Here is a 15,065-nt window from a genome sequence, read left to right on the forward strand (position 1 = left end):
TAGTATCGGTAAAAAACGTTGATTTTTTGCCGGTAAAATCTTGCTTCCCTCCAATAATGTTACCCTTAGATTGATAATTTATCAAGTCTCATTTTCGGGACAAACCAGCTTTTTTAGCAATGTTATAAACAGTTTTCTCAGACACACCACATTTTACTGCAATTTCTTTCAGTGATAGCTGATTCCCCTTATATAAAACAATGATTTTCTTACGTTTACTTTGTTTTATTGGTGGTCTTCCCAAGGTCTTGTCAGTATTAGCTAAGGCTTCCTTTGTTCTGATGCTAATATTTTCAGCTTCAAATTCTGCTATTCCAGCTAAGACAGTATAAAATAATCGTCCACTTGCTGTTCTGGTATCAATCGATTCTTGAATACTTTTCAGATAAATTTCTTTCTCATTCAACTCAGACATCAAGTTCACTAATTGCCTGCTTGACCTACTTAATCTAGCTAAATTGTAAATAAGTAAAGTATCTCCTTTTTCTAAACGTTTTAATGCTTTATCGAGTTCTGTTCGATTCTCTTTCCTACCACTAATCTGTTCAGAAAATAATTCATCTGGTTCATAGTTTTCTAGAGCCTTCCTTTGCACTTCTAATCCTAAATCTTGTGTGTTTTTACTCGTTCGAATATAACCAATAATTTTATTTGCCATTATATACTCCTCCTTTCCTCCATATTAGTGTAATGATTTTTTTGAAATATTAAAAATACCCTGACTTCTCTTATAAGTCAGGGTAAATAAACAATATAAACAGAGATGATTTAAAATACTTCTCGTTAAGGTAATTTAATTATCACATCAAATATAACGATTGTCCAGCAAATAACTTATGCCTTTACTTTTCTATTATTTACCTTTAAAGTCAGTAGAAAACACTGTTATAATAATGTTTTCTAACCAATAAGAGACGCTATAATTTGTAAAACAGTTTGAAATAGGTATAATTTCGGAAAACAATAAAATAACTAATAAAGGAGACTGTTTTATGAAAAACGGAACAAGTTTTGGACTTTCAGTAGTCGTTGTAATCGTAACTAATCGGTCGTAACACCTCAATTACTGTAAATCTTTTATTAAGTGTATCTCTGAGGACCATTTCTTTCATACTTTCACCTAGATTCTTTTTGATACCAAGATTATCCAATTTCTACTTCCAAATAAATTATTTTTGTGTCTGTAAATAATAAGCGTTACAGAATTAGAATACACAAAAATCTAAATAACACTAATTTATTAATCACACATCACTTTTATAGACAAGTAGACTTACACACAACACTCAAATTTCCAGTACTAAGAAACGGATGGTATAATGAAGGGGTAACGTAGGGGTGGGATAATCTTTAAAGGATACTTATGAGATAGATATTTTCGTAAACCTGGGATACTTTATCGAATTACGAACCCCTACCTAATCTCTACATCTATTGATTTTCTTACCCTACCTAATCCCTACGTCAACCCTAAAAAAGAGGTTTTTTCAAAAAATCAAATGATAACAAAATGATAACTTTTGTGATAACTTTTTGAAAACTATGTTATTTATGAGGTGAATTCGGAGAAATTACAATGGAAACCTCCGTGAATTTTCCAAAACAGATGCATAAGCAAAAAATGGAAAAATTTTCTATCTGAATACCATCACCAAATGATGGATAGAAATGAAAATGGATAGTTATGAGTGTTGGGTTACTAATGGATAGTTACGAGAATGGATACTTTTAAAAATAAAACAGATAAAACTATAGGAGGGAGTGAACATGAACACACTTATTGTAAACAATCGGGCTATTGATTCTGAGGAATTAATAGACATCATTGCTCAATCAAACGGAATATATGAGAACACCTTAATTAAGCTCTTGCAATGCAATCGTATCAGCCTAGAGGCACGGCTAAAGACCTTAAAAAAGAATAAAATAATATCTAGAGGAAAATTAAATAAACACTTCTATTATGTTAGTAACTATGAATTCAAACATATGAAGGATTTAGACTTACAAGCAATGGTTGTTCAAAATTTGGTTTCAATTGGCTTGTATACCAATAAAATTCAAGTAATTGATTCTCTAGATAAGAACAAACAGCTCTATCTTTCAGTATTTGCTTCAGGTAAATATAACTATAAAAATGATAAATCTATAAAAAAACTTGCAAATAAACGATACAATCAATTAACTTCTGAAGAAAATAGAAAGTATTTTAGTCAGTTTATCATCAACGAATTGACTAAATTCCCAATTAGAGTAGCTTCTTTTTCAGATATGCTACAAGAAAAATATTATACAACCTCTTTAGAAACTGTTGATATTCTTGCACTACCTAATAAAGAATTTATCCCTGCCATACAATCTAACCTAGCAGATGTATCATTTAGAAATTTGAAAAATAATACCACGCTTATTCGGGATGATATTTTGATTTATCTGAATGATTCTAATACCCTTGGTTATTTTGTGAAAGAAAATAATCAATATACATTACGAGCAATTTATTCTGTAGTTGACTTCTTCTATTATTTAACCTTGCACAAAAACTCTAAGGATACCATTTATCTTTCTAATGACAAAGCAGATTATGATAATGCAGATGTCTTGTATTTTCAGAGTTATTTGAATAAGGAAAAGTATAATACTATTCAATTAAAACGAGTCAAGCAAAAAGCACAATCTTAAATGATTGTGCTTTTACTTACTTAAACGGGTCAAAATCTTCAAGTTTAGCTTTTATATCTTCTTCTTCAATTCCTGCGTATCGCAAAGTTACTGCTTGGCTACTATGATTTAAAATCTTCATCAGAGTAACAATATCACCCTTATTCTGTTTTAGAAAGAAATAAGAGAATGTTTTTCTAAGTGTATGTGTGCCAATACAATCTAACCCTAGATTATCTGCAACTTTCTGTAGGATTTTATAATACTGATGACTGGCTAAATGTCTACTACTATCTGTTGGACTTGGAAATAGCCACTCAGATTCCGCACTATGTTCTGTATTTAAATAATCAATAATGTTTGATGTTAATGATTTCAGATGAAGAGTTCTTTTTTTACCAGTCTTTATTTCAATAATTTCTGTTTGCGTCTTGTTTTTCACATCAGATACCTTCAGGTTCAATATATCTGAAATCCGTAACCCTATCTTTATTCCAATTGCCATAATCAAATAATCTCTTTTTCCATGTTTGCCCTTTTGTAATTCTTCTCCAAATTGAATTAGCGTTTCTTTATTTTTTATCGGTTTGACATTAATCATTTTTTGTCCCATAAATTACCTCCCAAATATGCACTATTTATGGATACTTATAGTGTATTTCAATATAAAAGTATCCATCTCCCTATAAATCAAAAATGAAAGATTGATAGAATAGGATTGGTGATGGATACTAATTATAAAAGTATCCCTGTTAGGGTCCTTTATAGCATCATAATTTGGAGGTTGCAAATTTGTAGAACATAAAAGACGTTGATGCATAATACACTCAACGTCAAACCACTATTCAAATACTTGTTATATAAATATCCCCTTATCCAACTCTATTCTATTAGTTTTTTCAAATCCATAGTCATCATATATGGAAGCAATAATGATTTGATTATCTTTAAAATCTCTAGATAATATCTTCATAATGTCGGAAATATTTTTTTGGTCAACCTCTCTTCCACTAGGTGAATCCAGCACTATAGGCAGTTTGTACCCTAAATATTTCTGTAATTCAATAATATAAGCCATTTTGAAGCTAAAAACCATTTTATGGTATACAGCCCCAGAAAAACCTTTTAAATCATCTGTAAATATATAATCCCTATTGTCGTCCATATATTGATAAATATCTAATTCTTTGGCATATCTCTGTATAGATAGATACACATTATCAATTATACTATTATTTATTGTTATTTTATCAAATATCATCTTTTTCAATTCTTTTTCTCTCTGTTTGAGTTGTTTGATGATTTTATCTAGAGATATCGGATTAATAATTAGATTAGCAACTTGAGAATCAAATTTTTGAATCTCGCTTTGTAATGAAATTAAACTACTCTCTTTTGCTATTTTATCTTGAACTTCTATTATTTTTGCTTCTAACTTTCTTTTTTTGAATTCTAATATTTTTTTTCTAATATTTAACAACTCCTGATTATCCTCAAAATCAACTAAGTTATCTTTGGTTACTTGTATTTTTTCTCCGTTATTTTCTATATATAGACGCATATTTTCAATATATTCAACAAATGAAATATTGTCTTTACAGGATACCTCAATATCCTTAATCTGTTTTTTTAATATGTTTTTGTCCATAAGCAGAATATTTAAATCTCGTTCTAACTCGTCTATATAATCACTTGAAAAATCACTATCTTTAATATCCAGCAAAGTAGTTTTATAATCATATAAATTTTTCATTGTCTTATATTTCTTTTGTTCAGAAACGACTGATTCTAACTCTAATTCAAGAGTTCTACTTTCACGTTCTGCTAATCCAGAAATCAAATCTTTTAGATTAAAGTATTGTTTACCTATGACAATTCCTCGATTTAATAACGTCCATCCCTTTTCTTGGTCTAGATAAATCGCACCTAAAATATTGGATAAAACCTTCTCATTATCAGTTTCGAAGATAAAGCTATGCAACGATTCAGAATCGTTAGGTAAAAAAAATAAATGTGTATTTCCATTTTGTTCAAAATCTATAAATTTATCATCTCTTTCAAGAATAATTAATCCTTTGCTAGTCTCTATAGTTAATTTAGTTTTAACATTTTTGAACTTGATTCCTTTAGTTCCTGGTATAGAGTATCCCATTGAATAAAATAGAAGTCTTAGTAAAGTGGATTTCCCAACACTATTTTCCTTACTCACAACTAAATTAACATTCTCACTAAAAAGAAAAGTTTTCACAGAATTTCCATATGATAGCTCTAGGCTTCTAAAATACATTAAAGATTCACCTCCGTTATCATCTCATTAATCACCTGTTTATTGTTCAATATTTTAAATAAAATTATTTTTATCAGAGTCTCTAAAAGCTCTGCATCCATGGAATCAGTGAATATAGCATCCACATAACTATTCCAGTTTTTAAGCACAAAATAATTAATATTTTTTTCTCTTCTATTATGTGATTTTCTATGCACAGAAAAATCACCTATTACTTTAGTTGCAAAATCAAAACGTTCTGTCTGTCTATTAATAAAGTCCTCATATCTAGAAATTATGAGTTCAACTTCTTCTTTATCTAAGCCCAGTTCTTCTTCATAGTCTATTACAATTTTATCACTTTCCTTTAAATTACAGCAAATTGATATGACAGGCCACATCAATTGTCTTTTGGATAGGTTTATATTAGTATCTTTGTCACTTGCGTTAAAGAACAAATCACTTTGCCATATTTCAAGTATATCCCTAGCATAACTCTCTTTCATAGAAATACTGGTTAAAAAGTCTTTGAGTTTCGACTCTATTATTCTTTCTCTTGTTAACTTTATATTTCCATCAAAAGGCATGACTGCAATACGAAAATTATCAATATCAAATTTCAAATTTTCTGATTTTTCAATTTCCTTAATTTTTTTCAAAGCTCTCTTGGTAGATGACACAGGAAGCTCTAGAAATTGTCTTTCAATATAATTTCCACCCATAAACATATAGTAATGAGACTGCTGTCCTCCAATAGGATTAGGATAGTTAGTAACAAAGTAAAGCCTCTCATACGATTCATTATTCGAGGCATAAATCAGAGTTCTTAACCCTTCCGAAAATTTTTCCAAAGCTTTCTTATCTATTCCTAAATCAGACTTTGATTTTGCTTGGATAAATATCTTATTACCTGTTTTTAGATTAAATTCAATATCTTCATCTTTTCCTTCTACTCTTACACTGTCAATATTTTGAATTTCATTTAACATAAAAAATATAGCTACGTTGATTTGAAAATGCCATCCAAAAATTGATGCTGAAGCATTAAAATTTTTCATACTTTAAATTTCCTTTTTTTATATTAAAACTCTTTTTATATTATAGCATTATTTCAAATAAGGTTGTTTTGAAGTCTAAAATAAACGATTTAATTCCATTTATTACATCAAATAAAACATCGTATTCTATTACTTGATATCATATAATGTTCTTAACTTTATCCTATGCCATAAAAAGGAGAATTTTTATGGCACAAATTAAACCATACAAAAAACAGGATGGCACAATCAATTATATGTTTGATTACTATGTAGGTGTTAATCCTAAAACTGGAAAAAAACAAAAAACCACTAGGAGGGGATTTGAAACAAAAGAGGAAGCTAGTTTAGCTTTAGCAGAATTGAGTCTATTGGTTGCAACCGAACAGTATTTACCTAGAAAATATAAAACATTTAACGATGTTTATACACTATGGCTAAAGAAATATAGAGGAATTGTTAAAGAAAGCACGTATGCAGGAACACTTAGTATCTTTAAAAATAATATTTTGCCATATTTTCAAGAAATAGAAGTGCAAAATATTACGACAGTTTATTGTCAGGAAATAGTTAATAAGTGGTATAAAATTCACCCTAAAAGATTCAAACGTTATATTTATTATTTCAACGCTGTTATGAATCATGCCAATTATTTAGAATTAATTTTTAAAAATCCAATGGAATTTGTTCAATTACCCCAGAATAATATAGATTTAAATCAATATAAAGAATTTGATAACTTTTACTCAAAAGATGAGTTATTAGAATTTCTAAACTTTACTAAGAAGAATTTTGAACATCAAAGATTCATATTTTTTCATTTGTTGGCTTTTTCAGGAATCAGACGTGGGGAAGCTTTATCACTAACTTGGAATGATATTAATTTTGAAGAAAAATACTTGCTTGTATCAAAAACATTAACAAAGGGTGAAAATGGCAGATTCCTAATTCATCCACCGAAAACTAAAGCAAGTTTCAGGAAAATATTTCTGGATAATCAAACATTGAATTATTTACAGACATGGAAAGAATTACAAAAAGAAAAACTAAACTTAACTTACGATAACCCCAAACAATTACTATTTCCTAACCATAAAAATAGTTTTTTAGAACCAAATATACCAAAAGAATGGCTACAAACTATTGCCAGACATTATAAAAAGAAGACTGGAAAAGACCTGAAAATTATTACGATTCATGGTTTTAGACATACCCACGCAAGTTTACTATATTTATCAGGAATAAATCTAAAGGAAGCACAAGAACGTTTAGGTCATTCTAATGTTAAAACTACACTGAACGTATATACACATTTAAGTGATAAACAAAGAGAACAAACAGTTGATAAGCTAACAGAGTTTATGAACCTAGATTAATTTTAAAAATAACAAAAAACCCACTGGTTAGAGTGGGTTCACGGGTATTGAATACCCCTTTATTTGTTGTTTTCTAGGGCTTGGCGACTTTGGTCAGCTAATGCAGTAAATGCTGCTGCATCGTTTACAGCCAAGTCAGCTAACATTTTGCGGTTGATGTCGATTTCAGCTAATTTCAAGCCGTGCATCAATTTTGAGTAGCTTAAGCCATTCATACGAGCCGCTGCGTTGATACGAGCGATCCACAATTTGCGGAAGTCGCGTTTCTTTTGACGACGATCGCGGTATGCGTAGTTGTATGAATTCATTACTTGTTCTTTTGCTGTTTTAAATAGAGTGTGTTTAGAACCGTAGTAACCTTTTGCTAATTTAAGCACTTTTTTACGACGTTTACGAGTTACTGTTCCACCTTTAACACGTGCCATGTATAATTCCTCCTAATATGAAAATCGATAATTGTTTGTATACGTGAAGCTTGGGTTACGCAATTATTTCATGCGTGCTAGTTGTTGACGAATACGTTTGTAATCGCCAGCTGAAACCATTGAAGCTTTACGCAATTGACGACGTTGTTTTTTTGTTTTGCCGTGGAAACGGTGACTGGTAAAGGCACGGAAGCGTTTCAATCCGCCGCCGCCAGTGCGTTTTACGCGTTTTGCTAATCCGCGGTGTGTTTTTTGTTTTGGCATAACTAATTTCCTCCTCAAAATCTTTCGTTATCTGACTTTAAACTGAAACTCAGTGAGTCATTATTTATCGTTTTTTGGTGCTAATACTAAGAACATACTGCGGCCATCCATTTTTGGCTTTTGCTCAACAGTTGCCAAATCAGCAGTTTCTTCCGCCAAACGATCTAACACTTTCTGACCAATTTCTTTATGGGTAATGGCACGGCCTTTGAAACGGATCGAAGCTTTCACTTTGTCCCCTTTTTCAAGGAATTTACGTGCATTACGCAATTTTGTGTTGAAATCATTGACGTCGATCGTTGGACTTAAACGAACCTCTTTAATGTTGATTACTTTTTGTTTCTTACGAGCTTCACGGTCTTTTTTCTGTTGCTCAAAGCGGAATTTCCCGTAATCCATAATTCTTGCTACTGGCGGCTTAGCATTTGGTGCCACCAATACCACATCAAGGTTTGCTCGTTCTGCAATTTGCAATGCTTCAGCTTTACTCTTTACACCAAGTTGTTCGCCGTTTTGATCAATCAAACGCAATTCACGTGCACGAATGCCGTCGTTTACCATCATATCCTTTGCTATGGTCATTCACCTCCGAGTTTTTTGAGAGAAAGAAAAGCTTGTCGATTCGAAATCAGACAATAAAAAAACGAGTTCTTCACGAACCCGCACGTACTCCACACAAATAAATGGTAGGAATCCTATTCTGCCCAGCGATATCTTCACTCAGGCGAGAAGCGGGTGCTTCTGCTTTTATTTCTCAACTTTTATAGTATACTGCTTTTTCCTCTTATTGTCAACAGTTTTCATGATTGTTTCAAAAAAAAAAGCCGGAGCATACGCTCCGACTTTTGTGTTTCTTATTCTGCTTTCAACGCAGCCATCGTGATGTAGTTGTATGGTTGGTTGAAGTGAGGCAAGAAGAAGATATCTAATAGCTTCATCTTGTCGATCGTTACGCCTTCTTCGATCGCTAGTGAGAACATGTGGATGCCCATTGCGATTTCAGATGTACGTGACGCCATTTGTGCACCAACGATACGGCGTGTTTCTTCTTCATAGACGATGCGGATCTTAACTGTCGCATTTTCTTTCATGAAGCCTGGTTTTTGGGTATCTTCGTAATCAGAGTATTTCACTTTCATGCCATTACGTTCGGCAGCTTCGACTGACAAGCCAGTTGAAACCATGTTGTAGCCGAAGATCGAAATCCCGTTTGATCCTTGAACACCCGTTGATTCTAAAGAAGTTCCGCCGATATTATGGGCAGCGACGATCCCTGAACGTACGGCATTCGTTGCTAATGCGATATAAGTGGTTTGTTGCAAAGCATTTGAGTACACAGTTGCACAGTCACCGACTGCGTAAACATCTGCATCGCTTGTCCGTTGATGGCGGTCCACTAAGTACGCGCCGTTAGCAAACAATTCCAAATGATCTTTGCCTAGCTCGTTGTTTGGTAAGAAACCGATCGCATTGATCACAAGATCAACTGGGTATTCGCCGTTGTCTGTTACAACTGCTTCTACTTTCTCTGTTCCTTTGTATTCACGTGCTAATTCACCGAAATGCAATTCAATGCCATTGTCAGCTAAGTTTTTGTCCATATCTTCTGTGAACCATTTGTCGTAGTAGTTTGGCAATGCCCGTGTCGCTGCATCAAAAAGCAACACATTTTTACCACGGCGTTTTGCTGCTTCAGCAATTTCAACACCGATGTAACCAGCACCGATAACGGCAACGTTTTTCACGTCTTCTGAGGCTAACTCTTTATCAACCGTTTGTCCGTCTTGGAATTTTTTCAAGAAATGGATGTTTTTCAAGTCACGTCCAGGTACTTTGGGTGAGATCGGAACAGAACCAGTTGCGATGACAACTTTGTCATAAGATTCAACGATCGTTTCACCCTCACTGGTCACAGCGTGTACTTCTTTTTTCTCAAAATCGATATGGTCAACCACAGTTTCCATATGGATTTTTGCACCTTTTGCTTCAAAATCTTCACGTTTTGTATAGAACAAGCCTTCGTATGAATCGATTTGACGTCCAACCCATAAAGCAGTCCCACAACCTAGGTAGCTTAAGTTTGTATTACGGTCGATCATTACGACCTCTTGGTCTTTGTAGTTATCTAATAGTGTATTGGCAGCAGCAATCCCCGCGTGGTTTGCACCGATAATAACTGTTTTTGTCATGGAAAATTTCCTCCTTTTGTTTACATTGTCATTATAGCTCGCTTGTGAATTTGAAAACTATCAACTTTTTCGCGATTTTAAAAATTTGTGACAGTTTTTCGTTGATATACGTCACTTTCAGCGGGTTAAGTTTCTATATCAAAATTATTTTAGTCTTGCAAGTAAAAAGATTGTGAAAAAATATGTATTAAAAATCAAAGATTTTCCTTGTTATAAAAGCATTCTGCAAACCGATTGAATAAATTTCACAATACCCCACCGCTTTTTCGTAACTATCGCGACAGCGATTCGCCGTGTTATACTGAGAGAAAAACATACAGGATGGGATCTTGATGAAGAAAAAAATCGTATTGCCACTACCGCCCTTATTGTCGGCATTAGAGCCACAGGATTTTTATTTAGAAGAAGAACTGCTTTTCGAAGGTGCTTTCTTCGAAGGCGGTGACTATAGCTATGATGCTTGCAAAAATCTCATCTTGAAGCAATGTCATTTCTAGAAAGTGACGATGCAAAAAACACGCTTGAGTCAATGGGAATGCCAAAACGTTCTTTTTGAGAATTGCGATTTTTCTAATCTGGAATGTTTTGGCGCCAGCTTTCATCGGGTTCACTTTAAACAATGTAAATTGACTGGCACCAATTTTGCGGAAAGCTATTTCCGTGACTGCACCTTTGAAGATTGCGTGGCGAACTTTGCTTCTTTTAGCAACACCAATTTACGGACGATGCTGTTTCGTCAGTGCCAACTAAACGACAGTGAGTTTTATGAGATGGATTGGAAACACTTGACGCTACAAGAAAACCAGTTGAACAATAGCAACTGGTTTCACACAAAATTAGCAACTTTGGATTTTCGGACCAATCAATTTCAAAAGATCGCGTTGTCCTTTGAACAATTGCGGGGACTAACAGTCGATCAAGAACAAGCCTTGGTCATCGCCGCCGGTCTAGGTTTGGTGATCGACTAACGAATTCTGCGCCATAAAGCAATCAACATCCAGACGGATAACACTAAACTAATCAGCAAGGCAATGCCCCAACCGAAAATACTATTGGTAAAAGGCAGCGGAACATTCATGCCAAAGAAACTGGTCACGATGGAAGGCACAGTCAATAAGAGGGACCAAACAGTCAAAAACTTCATGGTATCATTCAAGTTATTGTTTAATAGATTATTGTAGGTACCAGATAATTGTTCCAAAATTTGGAAAGCCAATTGGGTCATTTCCACTGCCTGTTTGGCTTCGATCAAGGCATCATCCAGCTGTTCCCGCTCATCATCATCCATCAAGCGATAAATGGACAATGCTTTGATTTGCTCCAAGAGGACCGCATTTTGTTTCGTGGCAGACACTAAAAAAACCAGTCCAACTTCCAAATCGGACATTTGCAGCAGGTTTTTATTGGTGGTTTTTTCCCGTAGTCGCTGATTCAAGCGAATCCGCTCACTATTGACTTCTTCCACTAGCGGAAAAAACGTGCCAGAAATCAAGAATAAGCTTTGAAACAAAAAATGAATGGGCGTTTGCAGCGGGTTTTGCAGGATCAAGCGCTCCATCATTGGAATCACATAACGGGTATTGTGGGATGCAAAAGTAAAGAGTTGTTTCCTTTTTAAAATAAACGTCATTGGGCTGGTCTCAAAATGATTGTCACGCTTTTCTTGCTGAGGTACATTGAAAACCAGCAGCAATGCTTCCTCTTCGGCATCATATTCGACCCGTGCGCGTTCGTTTTTATCTAAAGAGTACGTAAGCATCTCGTCAGATAAATGATATTGTTTTTGCAGTGCCATCACGCTTTTTGCGTCTTGCTGGTCGACTTGAATCCATTCATAGTTTCCGTCATAAAAGACATGTTTGTTTTCCACAATCCATCCTCCACTCTTGCTTTCTTCTATTATAAAAGAAAACAGCCAGAAGCCCAATCAAAGGACTTTCCTGGCTGTATCAGCTATTGCTATTTACGGGCGTCTTTCAAGGCCTCTTCCACCATTGTTAAAACGGCCTGTGCCGCTTGCGGGTCTTCGACAAAATTGAATTGATCGCCATCGATCTGGATCTTTGGACTCTCATTGTATTCTTCGTACCACTGATCATAGCGTTTGTTCAACTCTTTGTAGTAGTCGTATAACGAAGGATCAAAGGTCAATTGTTCGTATTCCCGTCCGCGTTTTTCAATACGCTCCAGCATCGTTTCAAAAGAAACGCGAATATGCACCAAGAGATCTGGATGCTTTTTGTGGGCTGCATACGGCAGCTCTTCTAACATATTGGCTAACAATTCATCATAGACTTTGACTTCGGTATCGGTTGCTCGCCCAAGGTCCGCATTTAAATGGAACAACAGTGAATCCTCATAAATGGAACGGTCCAAGACGTTATTGTCATCTTTCATGGCTTGCTTGATACTTTCAAATCGTTTATTTAAGAAATAGATTTGCAGTAAAAACGCATATTTATTTGGATCTGCATAAAATAATGGTAACACTTCATTGTCATCGATCGATTCATAAAAGGCTTGACTGCCAAAATGATTGGCGATCAATGCGGTCAAACTTGATTTACCGGCACCAATCGTTCCTGCTAATACGATCACGCTCATATCCCCCAACTCACTCATCACTAAATATTGTATGTTGCCTTTGCGATACCAACTATACAACACTATATCTTGTGCCGTCAACTGAAACTTTCGAAGCACAGATCAAGATTTTTTTCAATAAAAGTTTAAAGATTTTTGCTTTTTTTTGAAATCTCATACGGAATGCTTAACGAAAGAGCCTTCTTCTAGTAAAATAGGAAAGGATCTTTAATTAAATTGTGTTTTCGTCAGGAGATAGTTACAATTGACTGACAAACGATAAATGAATCATGTGGGGTAAGCTCCCTAGAGAAATGAGGAAAATAATGTCAATTGGTACTGGCATAGCTACAGGAAAAATCATCTTAATGGGTGAACATTCAGTTGTTTACGGTGAACCAGCAATTGCTTTCCCTTTTGCGGGAGCAAAAGTACAAGTCGAGATCACAGCAAATGAAACAAACACCTTGATTTCAAGTTACTATCACGGTCTGCTTGAAGAAGTCCCCAGCCACTTAAAAAATGTCAAAGACTTGCTGCATCGTCTGCAACAAGATTTCCACACGGGTCCTTTTGCAACCTCCATCGTCAGCACCATCCCTTCTGAACGGGGAATGGGTTCTAGCGCGGCGGTCGCTGTTGCACTGACTCGCGCTTTTTTTGATTGGATCAAAAAAGACTTTACAAAAGAAGAATTGATGACCTATGTCAACTTTTCTGAAAAAATCGCTCACGGCAATCCTAGCGGGATCGATGCTGCGGCAGCCAGCGGGACAGATGCCATTTACTTTATCAAAGGGCATCCCATCACTTCATTTCCCCTCACGATCGACGGTTATTTGCTCGTCGCTGATACTGGCATCAAAGGGCAAACGAGAGAAGCAGTCAAAAGTGTCGCCCATCTTTTTGAAACCAGCAAGCAGCTGGCTAGTCAAGCAATCCAGCGTTTAGGGATCGAAACCAAAAAAGCTAAAGAGGCCATCATAGCCAATCAATTAGAAGCATTGGGTGAAAGCATGAACAACGCCCATCAGGCCCTGCAGCAGTTAGGGGTCAGCAATCAGCAACTGGATCAGTTGGTTTCCTTAGCGTTGGCACACGGGGCTTACGGGGCAAAGCTGACCGGCGGGGGCCGGGGCGGCTGTATGATCGCACTAACCAAAACGAAGGAACAGGCTGAGAATATCAGCCGTATTTTATTGTCCGATGGCGCTCGTGCGGCATGGATACAAGGATTAGGAGTTTATGAACATGTATAAGGGAAAGGCTCGCGCCTACACGAATATCGCATTGATCAAGTATTGGGGAAAACAAGACGAAACCTTCATTTTACCGATGAACAATAGTTTGTCCCTGACCCTCGATGCCTTTTACACAGAAACAACGGTGGCTTTTTCACCCGATTTTACGCAGGATCGCTTTACGCTGGATGGCGTGGTGCAAACAGACGCTGCCACCAAAAAAGTTGCGGACTTTTTGGATCTGGTACGAAAAAAAGCGGACTGCCCGTGGTATGCCACGGTGGAAAGTCAAAACTTCGTCCCAACCGCTGCTGGACTTGCCTCTTCTGCCAGTGGATTAGCGGCATTGGCGGGTGCCTGTAGTGAAGCACTGGACTTAAACTTGTCGGAGCAAGCGTTATCCCGTTTGGCCCGTCGCGGTTCTGGTTCGGCTTGTCGGAGTATCTACGGCGGCTTTGCTGAATGGCATCAAGGCACCGATGAGACTTCTTTTGCCACCCAAGTGCCGTCGAATGGCTGGGAAGAAGAATTGAGTATGATCTTTATTTTGATCAATGCACAAGCCAAAGAAGTCTCCAGTCGTGAGGGGATGCGCCGAACCGTTGAAACCTCGAGCTTTTATCCAGGCTGGCTTTCTGCCACTGCCACCGATCTTGTGAAAATGAAACAAGCGATTGCCGAAAAAGACTTTACTGCTTTAGGTGAAACGACCGAGGCCAACGCCTTGAAAATGCATGGAACGACCTTAGCCGCCGAACCACCTTTTACTTATTGGTCTTCTGAATCTTTGCGAGCTATGGAATGTGTCCGAATGCTGCGAAAAAAAGGATTGGCTTGCTATTTCACGATGGATGCTGGTCCCAATGTCAAAGTTTTATGCCAAAAACAAGAAGAACAAACGATTTTACGTGAATTAAGTGCTCACTTTGCCTCAGAACAATTAGTAACTGCTCATGCGGGCAAAGGATTAGCCTTTTTACCGGTGGAAGAATCTTCCCCCATCAACTAAGAAGCCATTAAGAA

The 15,065-nt window shown here is 35.9% G+C and carries 14 protein-coding genes, 1 pseudogene and 1 other annotated feature; of the genes and pseudogenes, 5 read left to right on the forward strand and 10 right to left on the reverse strand.

Features of this window, described 5'->3' with window-relative positions:
• Positions 1-88: 88 nt before the first annotated feature.
• The gene (locus CO692_RS05040) at positions 89-658 is read right to left on the reverse strand and encodes a recombinase family protein (protein ID WP_096741732.1); all 570 of its coding nucleotides are present in this window, start codon (positions 656-658) and stop codon (positions 89-91) included.
• Positions 659-1,767: 1,109 nt separating this feature from the next.
• Here CO692_RS05040 and CO692_RS05045 point away from each other — a divergent pair.
• On the forward strand, positions 1,768-2,682 hold the full coding sequence (locus CO692_RS05045; RefSeq protein ID WP_096741733.1) for a hypothetical protein: 915 nt from the start codon (positions 1,768-1,770) through the stop codon (positions 2,680-2,682).
• A 16-nt stretch (positions 2,683-2,698) separates the two neighbouring features.
• Here the strand turns inward: CO692_RS05045 and CO692_RS05050 are convergent, their stop codons facing one another.
• The 3 genes from CO692_RS05050 to CO692_RS05060 all read right to left on the reverse strand — a co-directional run bounded on the left by CO692_RS05050 (position 2,699) and on the right by CO692_RS05060 (position 5,985).
• Positions 2,699-3,274, reverse strand: a complete 576-nt coding sequence (locus CO692_RS05050) for a tyrosine-type recombinase/integrase (protein ID WP_096741734.1) — start codon at positions 3,272-3,274, stop codon at positions 2,699-2,701.
• A gap of 243 nt (positions 3,275-3,517) precedes the next feature.
• A complete protein-coding gene (locus tag CO692_RS05055) occupies positions 3,518-4,948 on the reverse strand; it encodes a hypothetical protein (RefSeq protein ID WP_096741735.1) in 1,431 nt (476 codons plus the stop codon).
• Positions 4,948-5,985 carry a hypothetical protein gene (locus CO692_RS05060; protein WP_096741736.1) on the reverse strand — a complete coding sequence of 346 codons (1,038 nt, stop codon included), beginning with the start codon at positions 5,983-5,985 and terminating at the stop codon, positions 4,948-4,950. Before CO692_RS05060 ends, CO692_RS05055 begins: the two co-directional genes overlap by 1 nt.
• Positions 5,986-6,173: 188 nt before the next feature.
• Between CO692_RS05060 and CO692_RS05065 the strand changes: the two genes are divergently transcribed.
• Positions 6,174-7,340 (forward strand): site-specific integrase, encoded by a 1,167-nt coding sequence (locus tag CO692_RS05065; RefSeq protein ID WP_096741737.1) that lies wholly within the window; start codon positions 6,174-6,176, stop codon positions 7,338-7,340.
• A 59-nt stretch (positions 7,341-7,399) separates the two neighbouring features.
• On the opposite strand, the gene rplT is transcribed toward CO692_RS05065, so the two are convergent.
• The 4 genes from rplT to nox form a co-directional block, all read right to left on the reverse strand.
• Positions 7,400-7,765 carry a 50S ribosomal protein L20 gene (gene rplT / locus CO692_RS05070; RefSeq protein ID WP_096741738.1) on the reverse strand — a complete coding sequence of 122 codons (366 nt, stop codon included), beginning with the start codon at positions 7,763-7,765 and terminating at the stop codon, positions 7,400-7,402.
• Positions 7,766-7,828: 63 nt separating this feature from the next.
• Entirely contained in the window at positions 7,829-8,029 is a 201-nt protein-coding gene (rpmI, locus tag CO692_RS05075) for a 50S ribosomal protein L35 (RefSeq protein ID WP_003128650.1), read from the reverse strand.
• A gap of 60 nt (positions 8,030-8,089) precedes the next feature.
• On the reverse strand, positions 8,090-8,611 hold the full coding sequence (infC, locus tag CO692_RS05080; protein WP_005228103.1) for a translation initiation factor IF-3: 522 nt from the start codon (positions 8,609-8,611) through the stop codon (positions 8,090-8,092).
• 47 nt (positions 8,612-8,658) lie between these two features.
• Positions 8,659-8,782 (reverse strand) — a sequence feature (ribosomal protein L20 leader region).
• Between the two features lie 101 nt (positions 8,783-8,883).
• Positions 8,884-10,218 (reverse strand): H2O-forming NADH oxidase, encoded by a 1,335-nt coding sequence (gene nox, locus CO692_RS05085; RefSeq protein ID WP_081117741.1) that lies wholly within the window; start codon positions 10,216-10,218, stop codon positions 8,884-8,886.
• A 332-nt stretch (positions 10,219-10,550) separates the two neighbouring features.
• Between nox and CO692_RS05095 the strand changes: the two are divergent.
• A pseudogene (locus CO692_RS05095) lies at positions 10,551-11,186 on the forward strand (pentapeptide repeat-containing protein).
• On the opposite strand, the gene CO692_RS05100 reads toward CO692_RS05095, so the two are convergent.
• Together CO692_RS05100 and CO692_RS05105 are read right to left on the reverse strand one after the other, a co-directional pair.
• Entirely contained in the window at positions 11,183-12,088 is a 906-nt protein-coding gene (locus tag CO692_RS05100) for a magnesium transporter CorA family protein (RefSeq protein WP_081117743.1), read from the reverse strand. The pseudogene CO692_RS05095 and the gene CO692_RS05100 sit on opposite strands and share 4 nt — an antisense overlap.
• Before the next feature lie 89 nt (positions 12,089-12,177).
• On the reverse strand, positions 12,178-12,822 hold the full coding sequence (locus tag CO692_RS05105) for a deoxynucleoside kinase (RefSeq protein WP_008379503.1): 645 nt from the start codon (positions 12,820-12,822) through the stop codon (positions 12,178-12,180).
• A gap of 305 nt (positions 12,823-13,127) precedes the next feature.
• On the opposite strand from CO692_RS05105, the gene mvk reads away from it, so the two are divergent.
• Positions 13,128-14,060 (forward strand): mevalonate kinase, encoded by a 933-nt coding sequence (mvk, locus tag CO692_RS05110; RefSeq protein ID WP_192940721.1) that lies wholly within the window; start codon positions 13,128-13,130, stop codon positions 14,058-14,060.
• On the forward strand, positions 14,053-15,051 hold the full coding sequence (mvaD, locus tag CO692_RS05115) for a diphosphomevalonate decarboxylase (RefSeq protein WP_096741740.1): 999 nt from the start codon (positions 14,053-14,055) through the stop codon (positions 15,049-15,051). The genes mvk and mvaD overlap by 8 nt, the downstream gene beginning before the upstream one ends.
• The last annotated feature ends 14 nt before the right edge of the window (positions 15,052-15,065 follow it).

This window comes from Enterococcus sp. FDAARGOS_375 (assembly GCF_002393265.1).
In the GTDB taxonomy this organism is placed as follows: Bacteria; Bacillota; Bacilli; order Lactobacillales; family Enterococcaceae; genus Enterococcus_D; species Enterococcus_D innesii.